Here is an 18,965-nt window from a genome sequence, read left to right as displayed (position 1 = left end):
CGAGCCTGCTCGCGAATGGCCGTCACACTGAGCGATGTGAGGCGAATACCGCTTTCGCGAGCAGGCTCGCTCCCACAATAAAAAAGACCCAGTTCAGTCAGTCGAATTGGGTCTTTTTGTTGATGATTAACGCAGATTTCGCCATTTGATCAGCAGCCTCAGCGCGAGCCCCATATTGACCAGCGCAAACACCAACAGCGCGACAACCACCATCACGTACAGCGTGCGATCCACATCGAAATCCCACAGATCCAGCGTGCTGCTGCGCACGATTCCGACTGCCGCCGGCAAGTTAACGTAAAACAGCGCCACAAAAGCACAGGTCAATGGCAATGCTCGCCAGTAGACAGTGGCCAGAATCTTGTCTCGACTGCGTTTTCGAGCCTGCGAACCCTTTTGATATTCATCCTGCGCCAGCGCTTCATTGAGCGCCGGCCACGCCAGGTTGAACATGAACGTGGTCAGGGTCAGCAGCAAGCCACTGACCGCAACAATGTCACTGAACGGCATTCAGACCCAGCGTGGCGCAGAGCAATGCGTGGGAGTCTTCGCTGATCTCGAACTGCCCGGCGCTGCCCTTGCGTTTGGTGATGGGTTTGAAGGTCGGCTCGTTTTGCGTGATGAGCATATTCAACTCATCACGAATCACGTCCGAGCTGATTACCACCAGAAATACGTTTTGCGCATGTTCGGCGGACTCGATCACCGCGCGCATGCTCTGCTGCAGGATGTCGTCGAGCTGGTTGCGAAAGCGCGAAACGGTGTTCTTCAGCAGGGTTTTGCTCTGGCTCTGGGTCAGTTGAAAGATCGTCGAAATCTGCGATTCGGTCGGCAGGGTTTGCCCGAAGTAACTCTGGATCAGATACAGCAGGCGATCCTGTTTGGCTTCGTCAGCCCGGCTGGGCATGCCGCCTTCGACCAGCATTTTCAGGTATTCGGTCAGGCTGGCCTTGGCGATGCGCTCCAGCGCATGGGCGATTTCGGCGTCGCCGATGCGCAAGGTCTTTTTCACCGGTTCCTTCTGTTCCTGCTCGAAAGCGTCGGCGTCGATCGTGAACGAGATCTGCATGGATCAGGCGCTCCGGATTATTTGTCGCTGGCGGCTGGATAGGGATCCTGAGGCGCATCTCCCTGGCCACGCAGCACTTTCCAACCCTTGAGAGGGTGAGAGGCTTGGGTGAAATCAGGGCAGGGTGGCATCGATGTTCGTGACGGGGCTGAATACTCTCCGCCGCAGTCCACGCAAGCATAAGTACCTGCTGAAATGTCACTGCCGTAAGGAACGCTGTCTTTTTGCATGGGAAGATCTCCGCTGGATGAAGGGAAGATCCTAGGGGGATTTGTTCTGAGGGGATGTCGGACATTTCGCTGTGTGGAGTAAGGCGTTTCCTGCGCGTACAAAAAAGACCGCAGCCCGCGGCAGCTCCTGCAAAAGCGGATTTCCGTAAGTGCGAAATCCCTGTGGGAACTGCCGAAGGCTGCGATCTTTTGCTTTCAGCGATCAGCCATCATGGACGTTTGCGATTGCTGATCAGCGTACCCACGCCGGTGTCAGTGAAGATTTCCAGCAGGATCGCGTTCGGCACACGACCGTCGATGATCAACGAACTGCCAACCCCACCCTGAACCGCTTCCAGTGCACAACGGATCTTCGGCAGCATGCCGCCGTAAATCGTGCCATCAGCGATCAAGTCATCGACCTGCTGCGTGCTCAGGCCGGTCAACACGGTGCCTGACTTGTCCATCAGGCCGGCGATGTTGGTCAGCAGCATCAGCTTTTCGGCTTTCAGCGCTTCGGCAACCTTGCCCGCCACCAGGTCGGCATTGATGTTGTATGACTCGCCGTTTTCACCCACGCCGATCGGCGCAATCACCGGGATGAAGTTGCCCTTGACCAGCAGGTTCAGCAGTTCGGTGTTGATGCCGACGACTTCGCCGACGTGGCCGATGTCGATGATTTCCGGCTGGGTCATTTCCGGGGTCTGGCGGGAGACGGTGAGCTTCTTCGCGCGAATCAGCCCGGCATCTTTACCGGTCAGGCCGATGGCGCTGCCGCCATGGCGGTTGATCAGGTTGACGATGCTCTTGTTGACCTGACCGCCAAGGACCATTTCCACCACGTCCATGGTCGCCGCGTCGGTGACGCGCATGCCGTCGACGAAGTGGCTTTCGATCGACAGGCGTTCGAGCAAACTACCGATCTGCGGGCCGCCGCCGTGCACGACCACCGGGTTGATGCCCACGGCTTTCATCAGCACGATGTCGCGGGCGAAGCCGGTTTTCAGCTCCTCGCTTTCCATCGCGTTGCCGCCGTATTTGATCACCAGGGTCTTGCCGACGTAGCGTCGGATGTAAGGCAGCGCTTCGGACAGGACCTTGGCAGTGTTGGCGGCGGCTTCGCGTTCGAGGGTCATTCAGGGCTCCGGATGGATCAGAACGGTAGTTGGAGATCAGGTGCAACGCGTTTCAGTTGGGCGTGGAACACATCCTTGATGCGCTGCAATTCAGCCTCGTCATCGGCCTCGAAGCGCAGCACCAGCACCGGCGTGGTGTTGGACGCGCGCACCAGGCCCCAGCCTTTGGCGTAATCGACCCGCACGCCGTCGATGGTGGTCAGGTCGGCGCCTTCGCCCCACTGAGCATCGTGCAGTGCATCAATGATGCTGAATTTGCTCTCTTCGGTCACATGGATATTGATTTCCGGCGTGGAAATATCGTTCGGGAAGGTCGCAAACAGCTCTTCCGCGGTGGATTTTTCCTTGCTGAGGATCTCCAGCAGACGCGCGGCGCTGTAGATGCCGTCGTCGAAACCGAACCAGCGTTCCTTGAAGAAGATGTGCCCGCTCATTTCGCCGGCCAACAGCGCGCCGGATTGTTTCATTTTCTTTTTGATCAACGAGTGACCAGTCTTCCACATTAGCGGCCGACCGCCGTATTCCTTGATCAGCGGCACCAGGCGACGAGTGCATTTGACGTCGAAGATGATTTCCGCGTCCGGGTTGCGCGCCACCACATCGCGGGCGAACAGCATCAGCAGACGATCCGGGTAAACGATGCTGCCGGTGTTGGTCACCACGCCCACGCGGTCGCCGTCGCCGTCGAAGGCCAGGCCGATATCAGCGTTGGTCTCTTTGACCTTGGCGATCAGGTCGACGAGGTTTTCCGGTTTGCCCGGATCCGGGTGATGGTTCGGGAAGTTGCCGTCGACTTCGCAGAACAGCGGAATGACTTCGCAGTTCAGCGCTTCGATCAGCTGCGGAGCGATGACGCCGGCCGCACCGTTGCCGCAGTCGACCACGACCTTCAGGCGCCGGGCCAGTTTGATGTCCTGAACGATTTCGGTGTTGTAGCGATCGAGGATTTCGACCTGGGTGACGCTGCCCTGACCAGTGCTCAGATCGTTGTTCTTGATGCGCTCATGCAGCACTTGAATCTGTTCGTTGGCGAGGGTGTCGCCGGCGATCACGATCTTGAAGCCGTTGTAGTTGGACGGGTTGTGGCTGCCGGTGAGCATCACCCCGGACTTGCCGGCCAGCACGTTGGCGGCGTAGTACAGCGCCGGCGTCGGTACCAGACCGACATCGCTGACGTGGCAACCGCTCTCGGCGATACCGCGAATGAGTTCCGCAACCAGTTCCGGGCCGGACAGGCGGCCGTCGCGGCCGACCGACACGTTCGGTTCGCCCTGGGCCAGGCTTTGCGAGCCGATGGCGCGACCGATCCAGTAAGCGGTTTCACCGTTGAGGTATTCCGGCACGGTGCCACGAATGTCGTAAGCGCGGAAAATGCTGTCAGGCAGCTTCGGGGCGATCTTGGCGGGGGTGCTCATCTGTGGACATGCTCCATCTCGAAAAGGGCGGGACAGACCGACGAAATGTTCGACGGCAGGCTCAAACTGAAGGGTATGACGGCGTTTTCCACAGAGAGTTCGTGCTATGAAAGGGCCATGACGCCCCGGCTGACCGGGCTTGCGACCGGCAATACCTTGATTTTGTGCGCTTAACCGTGCGCCACCCATTGCACAAATTTTGTGGCGAGGGAGCTTGCTCCCTCTTCGGTGCGCAGCGCCCACAAGATTTTGGGTCTGCTGCGCAGCCCAGCGGGAGCAAGCTCCCTCGCCACAATAGTGTCTTTGCGCTATTTGGTGCCGGTATGCCCGAAGCCGCCGGTGCCGCGTTCGGTTTCGACGAATTCCTCGACCATTTCGAAATGCGCCTGTACCACCGGTACCAGCACCAGTTGCGCCAGACGTTCGCCGACGGGCATGGTGAAGTCGCTCTGGCCGCGGTTCCAGCAGGAGACCATCAGCGGACCCTGATAATCGGAGTCGATCAGGCCGACCAGGTTGCCGAGAACGATGCCGTGTTTGTGGCCCATGCCCGAGCGCGGCAGGATCAGTGCCGCGAGGTTCGGGTCGCCGATGTAGACCGACAGGCCGGTGGGGATCAGCACGGTTTCACCCGGTTTGATCACGATGTTCTGTTCCAGCATGGCGCGCAGGTCGAGGCCGGCGGAGCCCGGAGTGGCGTATTGCGGCAGCGGGAACTCGGTACCGATGCGTGGATCGAGGATCTTGGCTTGCAAAGCGTGCATGTAAATTAAACCTGGTTCAGACGTTCGGCGATAAAAGTGACCAGTTGGCGAGCGATCTTGCTCTTGCTGGTCTGGGCGAAAACCGTGGCGTGCAGCTCACGGTCGATGACGCTGCAGGCGTTTTCTTCGCTGTTGAAACCGATGCTCGGGTTGGCGACGTCGTTGGCGACGATCAGATCGAGATTCTTGTCCTTCAGCTTGCGTGCAGCGTAGTCGAGCAGGTGTTCGGTTTCGGCGGCGAAGCCGACACTGAACGGGCGGTCGGTGCGGGTCGCGATGGTGGCAAGGATGTCCGGGTTGCGCACCATTTGCAGGACGAAGCCGTCACCGCTCGCAGGATCTTTCTTGAGTTTATGCGGCGCGACGACTTCAGGGCGGTAGTCCGCCACCGCTGCCGACGAGATGAACACGTCGCAAGGCATGGCCGATTCGCAGGCGGTGAGCATGTCGCGGGCGCTGACCACATCGATACGGGTGACGCGATCCGGCGTCGGCAGGTGTACCGGGCCGCTGATCAAGGTGACGCGGGCGCCGGCTTCCACGGCCGCTTCGGCGAGGGCAAAACCCATTTTGCCGGAGCTGTGGTTGGTGATGTAGCGCACCGGGTCGATGTTTTCCTGGGTCGGGCCGGCGGTGATCACCACATGCTTGCCGGTCAGCGCCAGGCGCTGGAAGCAGTCGGCGGCGAGCAGCGCCAGATCGGTGGCCTCCATCATGCGGCCCATGCCGACGTCGCCGCAGGCCTGACTGCCCGAGGCCGGGCCGAAAGTCTTCAGCCCACGGCTTTCCAGCAGTTGCAGGTTGGCCTGGGTCGCCGGGTCGCGCCACATTGCCTGATTCATCGCAGGCGCGACGGCCACTACGGCGTCGGTGGCCAGCACCAGTGTGGTCAGCAGATCGTTGGCAATGCCTTGGGCCAGACGGGCGATCAGGTCGGCGGTGGCCGGCGCGATGAGTACCAGATCGGCCCATTTCGCCAGCTCGATATGGCCCATGGCGGCTTCGGCGGCGGGGTCGAGCAAGTCGAGGTGAACCGGGTGGCCGGACAGGGCCTGCATGGTCAGCGGGGTAATGAATTCGGCGCCGCCGTGGGTCATGACCACGCGCACTTCGGCACCCTGGTCGATCAGGCGGCGAACCAGATCGGCGCTCTTGTAGGCCGCAATGCCGCCGCCGACGCCCAGAACGATGCGTTTCCGATACAGCCGCTGCATAGGTCTGCCTTTCATTTCGTTGATGACTGCGGCGCGATGCCCCTCCCCAGGGTTGAATCGACCGCCAAAAAGATGGGCTACGATATCACAGCGACCGCTACGGAACAGCGGCGCCCACAGACAAGGAGGTGCTATGAGTATTCGCGATTGGCCGGCGGCGGAACGCCCGCGGGAAAGGTTGTTGGAGCATGGAGCGGGGAGTCTGTCGGACGCTGAGTTACTGGCGATTTTTCTGCGCACCGGATTGCCCGGGAAAAGTGCTGTGGACCTCGCCAGACATCTGCTGACGCAATTTGGCGGCCTGCGTTTGCTACTCGAGGCCGATCAGGACGCATTCAGCAAACAAATGGGCCTCGGCCCGGCCAAGTTCGCCCAGTTGCAAGCTGCGCAAGAAATGAGCAAGCGCCATCTGGCCGAACGTTCACGGCAGAAACCGGCGCTGGAAAACCCTCAGGTCGTCCGCGACTACCTCAAGGCCATGCTGCGCCATGAACCGCACGAGGTGTTCGGCTGCCTGTTTCTTGATTCAAAACATCAGGTGCTGAATTTCGAGGCGCTGTTTCGCGGCTCGATCGACAACACCAGCGTGCATCCCCGGGAGGTGGTGAAACGCGCGCTGGCCAACAACGCGGCGGCGGTGATCCTGTGTCACAACCATCCGTCCGGCAACACCGACCCGAGCCAGGCGGATCGGCTGCTGACCAAGCGCTTGCAGAAGACCCTGGAGTTGATTGACGTGCGGGTGCTCGATCACTTCATCGTCGGTGACGGCGAGCCGTTGTCGATGGCGGAGTGTGGCTGGATGTAAAAGAGCAGCGGCAAGCCTCTAGCTGCAAGCGGCAAGCTGGAGCCGTGCGCGGAGTGCTCTAGCTTGCCGCTTGCCGCTTAGGGCTTGAGGCTGATTTTTGAATAATCCTGCCGGCCGAACGGGCTGACGGAATAACCCTGAACGTCCTTGCGGGTCAGCGCGTAGGCGGTCGGGTGCGCCAGTGGCAGCCACAACGCCTGCTGCTGGATCTGCGCCTGTGCCTGTTCATACAGCTTGGTGCGTACGCCTTGTTCGCTGGTGGTCTTGCCGGCGCTGATCAGCTTGTCCAGATCGGCGTTGCAGTACCGCGCAAAGTTGGTGCCGGACTTCACTGCTGCGCAGGAAAACTGCGGGGTGAGGAAGTTGTCCGGGTCGCCGTTATCGCCGGCCCAGCCCATGAACAACAGGTCATGTTCGCCGGCCTTGGCGCGGCGAATCAGTTCGCCCCATTCGATCACCCGGATCTCCGCCTGAATGCCGATCTCGGCCAGGTCCGATTGCAGCATCTGCGCGCCGAGGCTCGGGTTCGGGTTGAGCAGGCTGCCCGATGGGCGCGTCCAGATCGTGGTCTGGAAGCCATCCTTCAATCCGGCCTTGGCCAGCAGCGCCTTGGCTTTGGCCACGTCGTGCGGATAGCCCGGCAGGTTCTTCGCATAGCTCCAGGTGTTCGGCGGGTAGGGGCCGTTGGCCGCCTCGGCGGTGTCTTCGAACACGGCTTTGATGTAGCTCGCCTTGTCGAAAGCGAGGTTGATCGCCTGGCGCACTTCCGGCTTGTCCAGTGGCGGATGCTGGCTGTTGATGCCCACGAAGGCGGTCATGAATGCGTCAGTCTTTTCGACTTTCAGTGTTGGTTCTTTCAGCGCGGCCTGTACGTCCAATGGTTTCGGTGACAGGGCGATCTGGCATTCATTGCGCCGCAGCTTTTGCAGGCGCACGTTGGCATCCGGCGTGATGGCGAAGATCAGCGGGTCGACGGCAGGCTTGCCACGGAAGTAATCCGGGTTGGCCTTGTAGCGGATCGCCGCGTCTTTCTGGAAGCGATTGAACACAAACGGGCCGGTGCCGATTGGCTGGCTGTTGAGTTTGTCGGTCGCGCCAGCCTTCATCAGCTTTTCGGCGTATTCGGCGGAATAGATCGAGGCGAAACCCATGCTCAGGGTGGCGAGGAAGGTCGAATCCGGATGATCAAGAGTGAATCGCACGGTGAGCGGGTCGAGGGCGTCGATCTTCTTGATCAGAGTCGGCAGTTGCATCGACTGCGCATGGGGGAAGCCGCTTTGGGCGACTTTGTGCCACGGGTTGGCCGGGTCGAGCATGCGGTCGAAGCTGAACTTGACGTCTTCAGCGCTCAGCTCGCGGCTGGGCTTGAAGTAATCGGTTGTATGAAATTTCACCTGCGGGTGCAGCTTGAATACATACGTCAGGCCATCAGTGCTGACTTCCCAGCTGTCGGCCAGGCTCGGGATGACCTTGCCACTGGCGGTGTCGAAATCCACCAGACGGTTCATCAGTACGTCAGCCGAAGCGTTGGTGGTAGTCAGCGAGTTGTACTGCACCACGTCGAACCCTTCAGGGCTGGCCTCGGTACAGACGCTCAAAGCGGCGGCCTGGGCGAGGGGGCTCAGCAGGAGCGGGGCGAGCAACAGGGGTAGGGCAGCGAGGCGCATGGTCGGTTTCCTTTACAGATCGAAGGCCCATCTGCAAGTGCAGTCTGGAAAAGTCCTACCCTAGAGCTCTGAATTGCAAATGACTATCCCCTTTTTGTATTTTCAGGCGCAGTCTTGCGCGGTTTCGGGCACCGCCAGGGAGATGAAAAGTCTGAATCGCCTGTAGGGCGGGAATTCTGCGACGAGTGGTCAAAACTCGTCGCGGCCTTTATTCAAGGCACCTGAGGCGGAAAAAATTGCCCCTTTTCCGATTGATTGCACACCGATTGTTGTTGCACCCCGGTCTTTCTGGTATAAAGCAGCGCTCTTTTCTAGGGGCCCGGTTCCTTCACTGTAGGTGTAGCCGGTAAGACCTCTAAAGAAACGCGGCGCCTGGCGCCAAATGACTGAGAGATTAAGCGGCCAACCCATGCCGGGTTGGGCATGTGGTTTTAGAGGGCTGAGGCATGTCGAGAGTATGTCAAGTTACCGGTAAGGGTCCGGTGACTGGGAATAACATTTCCCACGCAAACAACAAAACCCGTCGTCGTTTCCTGCCGAACCTGCAGCATCACCGCTTCTGGGTTGAAGAAGAGAAACGTTTTGTGCGTCTGCGCGTATCTGCCAAAGGCATGCGTATCATCGACAAGCGTGGCATCACTGTCGTGCTCGCCGAACTTCGCCGCGATGGCAAGATTTAAGGGAGCTAATCATGCGTGAATTGATTCGTTTGATCTCGAGCGCCGGTACTGGTCACTTCTACACTACCGACAAGAACAAGCGTACTACCCCGGACAAAATCGAGATCAAGAAATATGATCCGGTTGTTCGCAAGCACGTGATGTACAAGGAAGGCAAAATCAAGTAATTGATTTTTCCTGACTGCGAAAAAGGCCCGTATCGTGAGATGCGGGCCTTTTTTTTGGTCTTGGATTTGGCGTTGCCTGCCCTGGCGCCTTCGCGAGCAGGCTCGCTCCCACAATGGAATGCGTTCGAATGTGGGAGCGAGCCTGCTCGCGAAGGGGCCGGTAAGGTCAGCGCAAAAATTCAAGCCTTCTGTTCAAAGATCACATAAACCTTGCGGCACGCCTCCAGCACTTCCCAGGTACCACGAAACCCCGCCGGAATTACAAACCGGTCGCCAACCCGCAAGGTCTTGGCATTGCCATCGCTGTCACGCAGTACCGAAACCCCCTGCAAAATCTCGCAGTACTCATGCTCGGTGTAATTCACCGTCCACTGACCCACCGCGCCTTCCCACACTCCCACGCCCATTTGCCCACAAGGGCTGTCGTATTGATGGAACACCGCTTGCTCAGGGTCGCCCTTGAGCACTTTCGTCGGATCCGGGCGATAGCGCTCGGCTTCGCTGCTGGCGAGGCTGATGTCGACGACGTTGTGGATGTTCATTGTTGTTTTCTCCGCTGATGACGACGCGTGGGCTGTAATGAGCCGAAGTCTATGTTTATTAAAATGAACACCGCAAGGCTGTATGGCCAGCTTATGTCAAATATATTGAAACAAACCCGGCCGCTGGTTTAGGGTGACGGGTGCCTCGGGCCGAAAGTGCAGGCTGGCCGGGCAGAATTCTTGAACAGCGCCGCAGCGCTTGCGGTGCTCGTATTCAATAAGAGGAGGACACCCGAATGACCACCCTGACTCGTGCCGACTGGGAACAACGCGCCCGCGATCTGCAAATCGAAGGCCGCGCCTTCCTGAATGGCGAATACACCGACGCCGTCTCCGGCGAAACCTTCGAATGCATCAGCCCGGTCGATGGCCGTCTGCTTGGCAAGATCGCCAGCTGTGACGCTGCCGACGCCGACCGTGCCGTAGAAAACGCCCGCGCTACTTTCAATTCCGGTGTCTGGTCGCGCCTGGCGCCGACCAAACGCAAAGCCACCATGATCCGCTTCGCCAGCCTGCTGAAACAGCACGCCGAAGAACTGGCGCTGCTGGAAACCCTCGACATGGGCAAGCCGATCAGCGATTCGCTGTATATCGACGTGCCAGGCGCGGCGCAGGCGCTGAGTTGGAGCGGCGAAGCGATCGACAAGATCTACGACGAAGTCGCCGCTACCCCGCATGATCAACTCGGTCTGGTGACTCGCGAGCCGGTAGGCGTGGTCGGCGCTATCGTACCGTGGAATTTCCCGTTGATGATGGCCTGCTGGAAGCTCGGGCCGGCGTTGTCGACCGGTAACTCGGTAATCCTCAAGCCATCGGAAAAATCGCCGCTGACCGCCATCCGTATCGCTGCACTGGCCATTGAAGCCGGTATTCCGAAAGGCGTGCTCAACGTGCTGCCGGGCTATGGTCATACCGTCGGCAAGGCGCTGGGCCTGCACAATGACGTCGACACGCTGGTGTTCACCGGTTCGACGAAGATCGCCAAGCAACTGATGGTCTACGCCGGCGAGTCGAACATGAAACGCGTCTGGCTGGAAGCGGGCGGCAAGAGCCCGAACATCGTCTTCGCCGATGCGCCGGATCTGCAGGCCGCCGCCGAATCTGCCGCCAGCGCCATCGCTTTCAACCAGGGCGAAGTGTGCACCGCCGGTTCGCGTCTGCTGGTCGAGCGTTCGATCAAGGACAAATTCCTGCCGATGGTGATCGAGGCGCTGAAAACCTGGAAACCCGGCAATCCGCTGGACCCGGCGACCAACGTCGGTGCGCTGGTCGATACCCAGCAGATGAACACCGTGCTGTCGTACATCGAATCCGGCCATAGCGATGGCGCCAGACTGGTCGCCGGCGGCAAGCGCATCCTCCAGGAAACCGGTGGCACTTACGTTGAGCCGACCATTTTCGACGGCGTGAGCAATGCGATGAAGATTGCCCAGGAAGAGATCTTCGGCCCAGTGTTGTCGGTGATCGCTTTCGATACCGCCGAAGAAGCCATCCAGATCGCCAACGACACGCCATACGGCCTGGCCGCAGCGGTGTGGACCCAGGACATCTCCAAGGCACACCTGACCGCCAAGGCCTTGCGCGCCGGTAGTGTGTGGGTCAACCAGTACGACGGCGGCGACATGACTGCGCCGTTCGGTGGCTTCAAACAGTCGGGCAACGGTCGCGACAAATCGCTGCACGCCTTCGACAAGTACACCGAGCTGAAGGCGACGTGGATCAAGCTGTGATGCATTAAGGGGCCTGAGTAGATCAGGCTTCCGACCGTACAGAGATCCCCTGTGGGAGCGAACCTGCTCGCGAAAGCGGTGTATCAGTCAGCAGACCTGCTGAATGTGAAACCGTATTCGCGAGCAGGCTCGCTCCCACACTGGTTTTGTGGTGCACATAAAAATATCCACAGGAGCGTGGAACATGCGGTGGGCGACCTATTTCGCCGTGTTGGCGTCTGTCTTGAGTGTCGGCCTGGCCCTGGGGGTCAGCATGCCATTGGTATCGTTGCGTCTGGAGGGCTGGGGTTACGGCTCATTCGCCATCGGTGTGATGGCGGCGATGCCGGCGATCGGTGTGCTGCTGGGTGCGAAGATTTCCAGCCATCTCGCTGCGTATTTCGGCACCGCTAACCTGATGCGTCTGTGCCTGTGGGCCGGGGCATTGTCGATCGGTTTGCTGGCATTGCTGCCGAGTTATCCGATCTGGTTGCTGCTGCGGCTGCTGATCGGCGTGATCCTGACCATCGTGTTCATCCTTGGCGAGAGCTGGATCAATCAGCTGGTTGTCGAAAAGTGGCGCGGGCGTCTGGTAGCGCTGTATGGCAGCAGCTATGCGCTGAGCCAACTGTCCGGTCCATTGCTGCTGGGCGCGCTGGGCACCGAGCATGATTACGGTTTTTGGGTCGGGGTGGGTCTGCTGACGGTCTCGCCCTTCCTGCTCTTGGGTCGCAGCGGCGCGCCGAGCAGTGAGGCCAACAGCGTGACATTTGGCGATCTGTGGGGCTTTGCCCGGGAGTTGCCGGCGATTGCCTGGGCAGTGTCGTTGTTCGCCGCGTTCGAGGCGATGATCCTGACGTTGCTGCCGGTGTACTGCCTGCAACAGGGGTTCACCGCCGAAATCGCCTTGGCCATGGTCAGCACCGTGGTGGTCGGCGATGCACTGCTGCAATTGCCGATCGGCGCATTGGCCGATTATCTGTCGCGGCGCACGCTGTTTGCCGGGTGCGCGGTGGTGTTGATGCTGTCGAGTCTGGCCATTCCAGTGTTGCTCGACACGCTGCTGATCTGGCCGCTGTGGGTGCTGTTCGGTGCCAGTGCCGGCGGCCTGTTTACCCTGTCGCTGATCCTGATTGGCGAGCGTTACCGTGACGATGCGCTGGTGCGCGCCAATGCGCATATCGCGCAGTTGTGGGGTGTCGGTTGCCTGGTCGGGCCGTTGGCGGCGGGGGCAGGCAGTCAGTGGATCAATGGGCATGCATTGCCGCTGTTGATGGCGGCGGGCGCGTTTGGATTGGTGCTTTTGCTGTTGCGCCAGGGGGCATTCGGCACAACGGCAGAAGCTGCCTGAGCGCACTCTTGTGGGAGCGAGCCTGCTCGCGAAAGCGTTGCACCAGTCAGCTCATTTCTGGATGTGAAACCGTTTTTGCGAGCAGGCTCGCTCCCACAAGGGATCACCAACAGACGGACTTACAGCATCCGCTCCAGGCCGACGCTGGTGCTGAACCATGAGTTGAAGCGCCGCCACCAGCTCCCCGGTTCCTTGGTCAGGGTGTGCATCTGGCCGTTGTCTTCGGTGACCCAGACGACCTTGCCGTCCTCGAGTTTCGCCTGATAACTCAGGGTCGGCGCCATGCCTTGCAGCGCCAGTGCGCGGACGTGCTCAGCCAGTTCCGGGCTGTCGACCAGAATGCCGACTTCGGTGTTCCACAGCACCGAGCGCGGGTCGAAATTGAACGAGCCGATAAACGATTTGCGCCGATCGAAAATCATCGCCTTGCTGTGCAGGCTGGAATCCGAGCCGCGATACGAGCGGCTGTAGAACACTCGCGGACCGCTGCCATAGTTATCCCCAGGCTGGCGCCGCAGTTCATAGAGTTTCACCCCGTGTTCCAGCAACGCCTTGCGATAGGGCGCGTAGCCGCCATGCACCGCCGGCACGTCGGTGGCCTCCAGCGAATTGGTCAATAGGCTCACGGAGACCCCGGCATCGGCGCGCCCGGTCAGGTAGACCAGCCCCGGCTGACCCGGCACGAAATACGCGGAAATCATGATCAGCTCTTTGCTGACACCGGTCAGTTCCGGCGCCAGTTGTGTGGTCAGCAGCAGGTGCGGATCAGGTTCGCCCTTGGACAGAACCTTGCTCGGCGCATCCCACAACGCCTGGTTCCAGGCCCAGATCAGCTCTTTGCGCCAGATGTCCATGCGCGGGTCGGTGGTGAACTTCATCAACTGCTGATACAGCGCGTGGTTCTGCCTACGGGTTTCTTCCAGCGACTCTTCCAGGCGCGTGCGCGTGTTCTCCAGGTCGGCGGCGGTCGGCTGGCTGGAGAGGAATTCGTCGATCGGCTTGCTCAGCGCACTGTTCCAGTACTGATCGAAACTGTGCCCGAGCTGCTCGGCCACCGGGCCGATGCTGAGCATGTCGATGTCGGTGAAATTCAGGTTGGGTTCGGCGTCGAAATACTCATCGCCCAGATTGCGCCCGCCGACGATGGCCGCGCTGTTGTCCGCCAGCCACAACTTGTTGTGCATGCGCCGATGCTGCACGGACAGATTGAACAGTCGCCCGGCCGCACGCGTGAAGCCGGTGCTGCGTCCCAGGTGCAACGGATTGAACAAGCGAATCTGAATCTGCGGATGCGCCGCCAGGGTGGCGATGATCTGGTCGAGGCCGTCGCTGGTGGTGTCATCGAGCAGGATGCGCACACGCACGCCACGGTCGGCAGCCTTGAGCACTTCCTCCACCAGCATCCGCGTGCTGATGCCGTCGTGGACGATGTAGTACTGCAAATCGAGGCTGACCTGGGCGTGACGAATCAGCTCGGCCCTGGCAGTAAATGCCTCGCCGCTGTCGGAGAGCAGGCGAAACCCGGACTGCCCCTTGTAGGGCGCGGCCTGCGCCTGGATCGAGCGGCCGAAACTCGATTCCGACGCCGGCAGGGCCTGGCTCGGTTCGCGCGGTACATCAAGGCTGGCGCAGCCGTTGAGGAACGAGGCGAGTATCAGTAAAGCGAGTAGGGGCTGTCTGAAGCTCACGTAGGATCGTTCCGGTTGGCGGTTGAGGTCGGCATTTTGGACGCCGGGCTGACAAAAAAGGTCAGTCGGTCTCAGCGAGTAATTTGATTGCCGCGGCACCGACCTTGCGCACCGCCTCTTCGATCTGCGCTGTTGGTTTGGCAGCGTAGTTCATCCGCAGACAATTGCGGTATTTGCCCGAGGCGGAAAAGATGCTGCCGACGGCAATCTGTACGCCCTGATCGTGCAGCGCGCGATTCAGTTTCAGCGTGTCGAAACCGTCCGGCAGTTCCACCCAGAGCATGAAGCTGCCCTGCGGGCGACTGGCGCGTGTGCCGGCGGGAAAGTAGCGGGTCACCCAGTCGATCATCGCGTCACGATTGCGCTGGTACTGCATGCGCATGCGCCGCAGGTGCGGCTCGAAATGGCCGGCCTTGATGAATTCGGCAATGGCGATCTGCGGTTGTGGCGCGGTGGATCCGGTGCTGATGTATTTCATGTGCAGCACCCGCTCCAGATACCGGCCCGGCGCCACCCAGCCGATGCGCAGCCCCGGCGCCAGAGTCTTGGAGAACGAGCTGCAGAGCAATACGCGGCCGTCTTCATCGAAGGATTTGATCGTACGTGGGCGCGGGTAGGTGTAGGCCAGTTCGCCATACACATCGTCTTCGATGATCGCCACGTCGAAACGCTGGGCCAGCGTCAACAGGGCGCGCTTGCGCGACTCGGGCATGACGTAGCCGAGGGGGTTGTTGCAGTTGGGCGTGAGCTGAATGGCTTTGATCGGCCACTGTTCCAAGGCCAGTTCAAGCGCGTCGAGGCTGATGCCGGTGAGCGGGTCGGTGGGGATTTCCAGGGCTTTCATGCCCAGGCCTTTGAGGGTCTGCATGGCGCCGTGGAAGCTCGGCGAGTCCACCGCGACGATGTCGCCCGGCTCGCAGATCGCGTGGATGCTGGTGGACAGCGCTTCGTGGCAGCCAGTGGTGATCACCAGATCGCTGGCGCTCAACTGACAGCCGGAATCAAGCATCAGGCGTGCGATCTGTTCGCGCAGTTCGAGGTTGCCGTGGATGTTGTCGTAATACAGACCGGGCATGTCCTGCCGCCGACTGATCCGTGCCAGTCCACGCAGCAATGGTTTCATGGTCGGCGAGCCGACATCGGGCATGCCGCGGCCCAACTGCACAACGTCTTTGCGCGGTACGGCGCGGATCAATTCCAGCACCTGATCCCACTGCGAAATCTCCACCGGCCGTTGCGCCGGGCGGCCGATCGCCGGCAATTCCGGCAGTTCGCGGCCAACGGGCACGAAATAGCCGGACTTGGGTTTTGGCGTGGCCAGACCGCTGTCTTCGAGCACGCGATAGGCCTGCTGCACCGTGCTCAGACTGACTCCGTGTTCAACGCTCAGTGCACGCACTGACGGCAAGCGATCGCCGGGGCGATAGAAGCCCTGTTCGATGCGGGTGCCGAGCAATTCGGCGAGGTTTACATACAGAGTCATGGTGGTCTCGGTGTGCAGTGATGAAAACCAGTACAGATGCGGCAAAAAACGATCATTCAGTCAGCGAATCGGCAAATCTGTATGGAGTTAATACAGGTTCGTTGAGTCTGTAATGGTTTTGCCGGCCCGCGCATCATGGAATCTCTGGCTACCCAAGTAAACAGGAGCAACGAAAATGAACGGCTTGAGCGATGTGCGGCTGACGTTACACAGTCAGGAACTGGCGGCAGGGCAGAAGGACAACGCGCGCAATCAGCTGCGTAACGCGCCGTCCGGCCTGAGTCGCTGGGGTCTGTTCTGGCAGCGTCTGCACACGCGCAAGGCGTTGCTGGCGCTGACGGCGGATCAGCTCAAGGATATCGGGTTGACGCGGGAGCAGGCGCGGGAGGAAGGGTTGAAGCCGTTCTGGCGGATTTGAGATCTGTATCGTTCTTGCGTGCCTCATCGCGAGCAGGCTCACTCCTACAGGGGAAACTCATTTCAACTGTAGGAGTGAGCCTGCTCGCGATAGGGCCCTTAAAGCCACCGCAACTCTGTCAGACCAACTCTTTAAGCCGATGCCACAACATTCCCAGCGCCAACAGCGGCGAGCGCAAATGCTTGCCACCGGGGAAGGTGATGTGCGGCACCTTGGCGAACAGATCAAAGCCACCGCCATGCTGCCCGCTGATCGCCTCGGCCAGCAGCTTGCCGGCCAGGTGTGTGGCATTCACCCCATGACCGGAATAGGCCTGGGCGTAATACACGTTCGGCTGGTCGGCGAGCCGGCCGATCTGCGGCAAGCGGTTGGCGCCGATGCCGATCATCCCGCCCCATTGATAGTCAATTTTCACCCCGGCCAGTTGCGGGAACACTTCAAGCATCTTCGGCTGCATATAAGCGCCGATGTCTTTCGGATCACGCCCTGAATAATGGCAGGCACCACCGAACAGCAAGCGTCGATCCGCCGAGAGCCGATAGTAATCCAGCGCTACTCGTTGATCGCAGACCGCCATGTTCTGCGGCAGCAGGTCATGCGCCTGCTCTTCGCTCAGCGGCTCTGTGGCGATGATGTAGCTGCCGGCGGGCAGAACCTTTCCGCTCAGTTGCGGATTCAAGTCGTTGAGATAAGCATTGCAGCCCAGCACCAGAGTCTTCGCCCGCACCGAGCCCTGCGCCGTGTGCACTTTCACTTCGGGGCCGTAATCGATGCGCGTCACCGCCGAACGCTCGAACAGCTGAACGCCCAGTTGCTGCGCCGCAGCCGCTTCGCCCAGCGCCAGATTCAGCGGGTGCAGATGCCCGGAACCCATGTCGATCAAGCCGCCCACGTAGCGCTTGGAGCCGACCACTGTGTGCATTTCACTGGCTTTTAACAGGCGGGTTTCGTAGCGATAACCGAGGCTGCGCAGTTCTTCGGCGTCTTCGGCAAAACCGTCGAGATCGGAAGGCTTGTTGGCAAGGTCGCAGTAGCCCCAGGTCAGGTCGCAGGCAATGCCGAAACGCTCGACGCGCTGGCGGACGATTTCCACTGCTTCCAGGCCCATGAGCTTCATCTCGCGCACGCCGTCGGCCCCGATGACATTGGTGAACTGATCGAGGCCGTGACCGACGCCGCGAATCAACTGCCCGCCGTTGCGACCGCTGGCGCCCCAGCCGATCCTGTGCGCTTCCAGCAACACCACGCTGAAACCGCGCTCGGCGAGTTCCAGTGCCGTGTTCAACCCGGAAAAGCCGCCGCCGACCACGCAGACGTCAGCCGCCACCTCGCCTTGCAGCACAGGATGGTCGGGCTGCGGCAAGCTGCTGGCGGCGTAATAAGAGGCAACGTGGGGCTGGCTCGCGGTGGTCTGGGCGCGGGCGGTCATGGGCATCATCCAACGGCTGAGTGTCGAGAAAATTTGACGGAGCATAAGCTGCGCGGCTGAAGGCGGGCAACATCGGTCGGTCTGCGGTGTCTGGATCCGCGCTTTTGCGGCACAATCGTTGTCCCGCCACTTTGGTCACTGTTTCGATGAGCTGCAACAGCCAGAAAATCCGCGCCCTGCGTCAGCAGATCCCGACGTTCGAATGCGTGCCGGGCTGCCACGACTGCTGCGGGCCAGTGACCACTTCGCCCGAAGAGATGGCACGACTGCCGCGCAAGACCCGCGCCGAGCAGGATGCGGCGCTGGAAGAACTCAACTGTGTGCACCTGGGGCCGAATGGCTGCACGGTGTATGAAGAGCGACCGCTGATCTGCCGATTGTTCGGCACCACCAAGACCTTGCCGTGCCCTAACGAGCGGCGACCGGTGGAGTTGATTCATCCGCGGGTGGAGAAGCAGATATTCGAATACATGGCGGCGAATCGGCAGGTGCTGGTTTAACGCGTTCACTCGGAACCGAGTTGACGCCATCGCGAGCAGGCTCACTCCTACAGGGGTACGCATTGCAAGTGTAGGAGTGAGCCTGCTCGCGATAGGGCCGGGTCGGGCACCGAAAATGTCAATCCGGAATCGGCAGGCACAAGCTCTCTTTCACCTCTTCCATGACGATGTAACTCTTCGATTCGCGCACATGCGGCAGCTTCAACAGAATGTCGCCCAGCAGCTTGCGATAGGAGGCCATCTCGGAAATCCGCGCCTTCACCAGATAGTCGAAATCCCCTGAGACCAAATGGCACTCCAGCACATGGGGCAGCTTCAGCACCGCGCGTCTGAACTCTTCAAACGTGTCGCCGGATTTGTAATCGAGGCTGATCTCGACAAACACCAGCAGGCTACCCTTCAAATGCTGCGGATTGAGCCGGGCGTTGTAGCCCATGATGATTCCTTCGCGCTCCAGGCGCCGCACGCGCTCGGTGCATGGCGTGGTCGAGAGGCCGACCTTTTCCCCTAGTTCGGTAAAGGAAATCCGCCCGTCCGCCTGCAGGATTCGCAGGATATTGCGGTCGATCTTGTCCAGCTCACGTTTGGTCTGAGTGTTGGTACGCATAGGGGATGCGCCTCCGTGAAAAGGGTTTTTGCCGAGAATTGTCGCCAAATATAGGCGCTTATATAGTGAAAAGCACTGGCATTTCTTTTTTACACTGCGCTCATCATTG

General features: G+C 60.2%; 18 protein-coding genes and 1 pseudogene. 7 read left to right on the top strand and 12 right to left on the bottom strand.

Annotation, left to right across the window (positions count from 1 at the left end):
* Positions 1-126: 126 nt before the first annotated feature.
* From LIS66_RS26300 to coaBC, 6 genes and pseudogenes are all read right to left on the bottom strand, one after another.
* Entirely contained in the window at positions 127-510 is a 384-nt protein-coding gene (locus LIS66_RS26300) for a hypothetical protein (RefSeq protein WP_116658670.1), read from the bottom strand.
* Complete coding sequence (locus LIS66_RS26295; RefSeq protein WP_042608116.1) at positions 497-1,069, bottom strand: hypothetical protein; 573 nt, start codon at positions 1,067-1,069, stop codon at positions 497-499. Before LIS66_RS26295 ends, LIS66_RS26300 begins: the two co-directional genes overlap by 14 nt.
* Positions 1,070-1,508: 439 nt before the next feature.
* Positions 1,509-2,414, bottom strand: coding sequence for an acetylglutamate kinase (gene argB, locus LIS66_RS26290; protein ID WP_042608117.1), 906 nt, complete (start codon positions 2,412-2,414; stop codon positions 1,509-1,511).
* Positions 2,415-2,431: 17 nt separating this feature from the next.
* Positions 2,432-3,835: pseudogene (locus LIS66_RS26285) on the bottom strand (phosphomannomutase/phosphoglucomutase); the annotation flags it as partial.
* 302 nt (positions 3,836-4,137) lie between these two features.
* On the bottom strand, positions 4,138-4,593 hold the full coding sequence (gene dut / locus LIS66_RS26280) for a dUTP diphosphatase (protein ID WP_042608119.1): 456 nt from the start codon (positions 4,591-4,593) through the stop codon (positions 4,138-4,140).
* 5 nt (positions 4,594-4,598) lie between these two features.
* Positions 4,599-5,807, bottom strand: coding sequence for a bifunctional phosphopantothenoylcysteine decarboxylase/phosphopantothenate--cysteine ligase CoaBC (gene coaBC, locus LIS66_RS26275; protein ID WP_042608120.1), 1,209 nt, complete (start codon positions 5,805-5,807; stop codon positions 4,599-4,601).
* A 133-nt stretch (positions 5,808-5,940) separates the two neighbouring features.
* On the opposite strand from coaBC, the gene radC reads away from it, so the two are divergent.
* Positions 5,941-6,615 (top strand): RadC family protein, encoded by a 675-nt coding sequence (gene radC, locus LIS66_RS26270; RefSeq protein WP_042608121.1) that lies wholly within the window; start codon positions 5,941-5,943, stop codon positions 6,613-6,615.
* Positions 6,616-6,692: 77 nt separating this feature from the next.
* Here radC and LIS66_RS26265 read toward each other — a convergent pair whose 3' ends face one another.
* Positions 6,693-8,282 carry an ABC transporter substrate-binding protein gene (locus LIS66_RS26265; RefSeq protein WP_227973302.1) on the bottom strand — a complete coding sequence of 530 codons (1,590 nt, stop codon included), beginning with the start codon at positions 8,280-8,282 and terminating at the stop codon, positions 6,693-6,695.
* Between the two features lie 446 nt (positions 8,283-8,728).
* Here LIS66_RS26265 and rpmB point away from each other — a divergent pair, with 446 nt between their 5' ends.
* Positions 8,729-8,962, top strand: a complete 234-nt coding sequence (rpmB, locus tag LIS66_RS26260) for a 50S ribosomal protein L28 (protein WP_007920377.1) — start codon at positions 8,729-8,731, stop codon at positions 8,960-8,962.
* 11 nt (positions 8,963-8,973) lie between these two features.
* Positions 8,974-9,129, top strand: coding sequence for a 50S ribosomal protein L33 (rpmG, locus tag LIS66_RS26255; RefSeq protein WP_016772554.1), 156 nt, complete (start codon positions 8,974-8,976; stop codon positions 9,127-9,129).
* A 179-nt stretch (positions 9,130-9,308) separates the two neighbouring features.
* Here rpmG and LIS66_RS26250 read toward each other — a convergent pair whose 3' ends face one another.
* Complete coding sequence (locus LIS66_RS26250; RefSeq protein WP_042608123.1) at positions 9,309-9,671, bottom strand: cupin domain-containing protein; 363 nt, start codon at positions 9,669-9,671, stop codon at positions 9,309-9,311.
* A 236-nt stretch (positions 9,672-9,907) separates the two neighbouring features.
* Here LIS66_RS26250 and LIS66_RS26245 point away from each other — a divergent pair, with 236 nt between their 5' ends.
* Both LIS66_RS26245 and LIS66_RS26240 read left to right on the top strand, forming a co-directional pair.
* A complete protein-coding gene (locus LIS66_RS26245) occupies positions 9,908-11,401 on the top strand; it encodes an aldehyde dehydrogenase (RefSeq protein ID WP_065616363.1) in 1,494 nt (497 codons plus the stop codon).
* Positions 11,402-11,585: 184 nt separating this feature from the next.
* Positions 11,586-12,731: an MFS transporter gene (locus tag LIS66_RS26240; protein WP_042607138.1), complete on the top strand. Its 1,146-nt coding sequence runs from the start codon at positions 11,586-11,588 to the stop codon at positions 12,729-12,731.
* A 119-nt stretch (positions 12,732-12,850) separates the two neighbouring features.
* Here LIS66_RS26240 and LIS66_RS26235 read toward each other — a convergent pair whose 3' ends face one another.
* Together LIS66_RS26235 and LIS66_RS26230 are read right to left on the bottom strand one after the other, a co-directional pair.
* Complete coding sequence (locus tag LIS66_RS26235; protein ID WP_227973301.1) at positions 12,851-14,419, bottom strand: phospholipase D family protein; 1,569 nt, start codon at positions 14,417-14,419, stop codon at positions 12,851-12,853.
* 61 nt (positions 14,420-14,480) lie between these two features.
* Positions 14,481-15,902, bottom strand: coding sequence for a PLP-dependent aminotransferase family protein (locus LIS66_RS26230; RefSeq protein ID WP_064364648.1), 1,422 nt, complete (start codon positions 15,900-15,902; stop codon positions 14,481-14,483).
* A gap of 175 nt (positions 15,903-16,077) precedes the next feature.
* Here LIS66_RS26230 and LIS66_RS26225 point away from each other — a divergent pair, with 175 nt between their 5' ends.
* A complete protein-coding gene (locus tag LIS66_RS26225; protein ID WP_064364649.1) occupies positions 16,078-16,320 on the top strand; it encodes a DUF1127 domain-containing protein in 243 nt (80 codons plus the stop codon).
* A gap of 118 nt (positions 16,321-16,438) precedes the next feature.
* On the opposite strand, the gene LIS66_RS26220 is transcribed toward LIS66_RS26225, so the two are convergent.
* Positions 16,439-17,749 (bottom strand): NAD(P)/FAD-dependent oxidoreductase, encoded by a 1,311-nt coding sequence (locus tag LIS66_RS26220; protein WP_042607135.1) that lies wholly within the window; start codon positions 17,747-17,749, stop codon positions 16,439-16,441.
* A 146-nt stretch (positions 17,750-17,895) separates the two neighbouring features.
* Between LIS66_RS26220 and LIS66_RS26215 the strand changes: the two genes are divergently transcribed.
* Entirely contained in the window at positions 17,896-18,249 is a 354-nt protein-coding gene (locus tag LIS66_RS26215) for a YkgJ family cysteine cluster protein (RefSeq protein ID WP_042607134.1), read from the top strand.
* 118 nt (positions 18,250-18,367) lie between these two features.
* Here the strand turns inward: LIS66_RS26215 and LIS66_RS26210 are convergent, their stop codons facing one another.
* The gene (locus LIS66_RS26210) at positions 18,368-18,856 is read right to left on the bottom strand and encodes an Lrp/AsnC ligand binding domain-containing protein (protein ID WP_010465173.1); all 489 of its coding nucleotides are present in this window, start codon (positions 18,854-18,856) and stop codon (positions 18,368-18,370) included.
* Between the last annotated feature and the right edge of the window lie 109 nt (positions 18,857-18,965).

It is taken from the genome of Pseudomonas sp. HN2 (assembly GCF_020736465.1).
In the GTDB taxonomy this organism is placed as follows: Bacteria; Pseudomonadota; Gammaproteobacteria; order Pseudomonadales; family Pseudomonadaceae; genus Aquipseudomonas; species Aquipseudomonas moraviensis_A.
The sequence above is the reverse complement of the archived record's forward strand: the minus strand, read 5'-3'. Positions and strand labels throughout refer to the sequence as shown.

Bases quoted from the DNA above. Each gene is read 5' to 3' on its own strand.
- LIS66_RS26300 (WP_116658670.1), bottom strand. From the start codon at position 510: ATGCCGTTCAGTGACATTGTTGCGGTCAGTGGCTTGCTGCTGACCCTG.
- LIS66_RS26295 (WP_042608116.1), bottom strand. From the start codon at position 1,069: ATGCAGATCTCGTTCACGATCGACGCCGACGCTTTCGAGCAGGAACAG.
- argB (WP_042608117.1), bottom strand. From the start codon at position 2,414: ATGACCCTCGAACGCGAAGCCGCCGCCAACACTGCCAAGGTCCTGTCC.
- dut (WP_042608119.1), bottom strand. From the start codon at position 4,593: ATGCACGCTTTGCAAGCCAAGATCCTCGATCCACGCATCGGTACCGAG.
- coaBC (WP_042608120.1), bottom strand. From the start codon at position 5,807: ATGCAGCGGCTGTATCGGAAACGCATCGTTCTGGGCGTCGGCGGCGGC.
- radC (WP_042608121.1), top strand. From the start codon at position 5,941: ATGAGTATTCGCGATTGGCCGGCGGCGGAACGCCCGCGGGAAAGGTTG.
- LIS66_RS26265 (WP_227973302.1), bottom strand. From the start codon at position 8,282: ATGCGCCTCGCTGCCCTACCCCTGTTGCTCGCCCCGCTCCTGCTGAGC.
- rpmB (WP_007920377.1), top strand. From the start codon at position 8,729: ATGTCGAGAGTATGTCAAGTTACCGGTAAGGGTCCGGTGACTGGGAAT.
- rpmG (WP_016772554.1), top strand. From the start codon at position 8,974: ATGCGTGAATTGATTCGTTTGATCTCGAGCGCCGGTACTGGTCACTTC.
- LIS66_RS26250 (WP_042608123.1), bottom strand. From the start codon at position 9,671: ATGAACATCCACAACGTCGTCGACATCAGCCTCGCCAGCAGCGAAGCC.
- LIS66_RS26245 (WP_065616363.1), top strand. From the start codon at position 9,908: ATGACCACCCTGACTCGTGCCGACTGGGAACAACGCGCCCGCGATCTG.
- LIS66_RS26240 (WP_042607138.1), top strand. From the start codon at position 11,586: ATGCGGTGGGCGACCTATTTCGCCGTGTTGGCGTCTGTCTTGAGTGTC.
- LIS66_RS26230 (WP_064364648.1), bottom strand. From the start codon at position 15,902: ATGACTCTGTATGTAAACCTCGCCGAATTGCTCGGCACCCGCATCGAA.
- LIS66_RS26225 (WP_064364649.1), top strand. From the start codon at position 16,078: ATGAACGGCTTGAGCGATGTGCGGCTGACGTTACACAGTCAGGAACTG.
- LIS66_RS26220 (WP_042607135.1), bottom strand. From the start codon at position 17,749: ATGACCGCCCGCGCCCAGACCACCGCGAGCCAGCCCCACGTTGCCTCT.
- LIS66_RS26215 (WP_042607134.1), top strand. From the start codon at position 17,896: ATGAGCTGCAACAGCCAGAAAATCCGCGCCCTGCGTCAGCAGATCCCG.
- LIS66_RS26210 (WP_010465173.1), bottom strand. From the start codon at position 18,856: ATGCGTACCAACACTCAGACCAAACGTGAGCTGGACAAGATCGACCGC.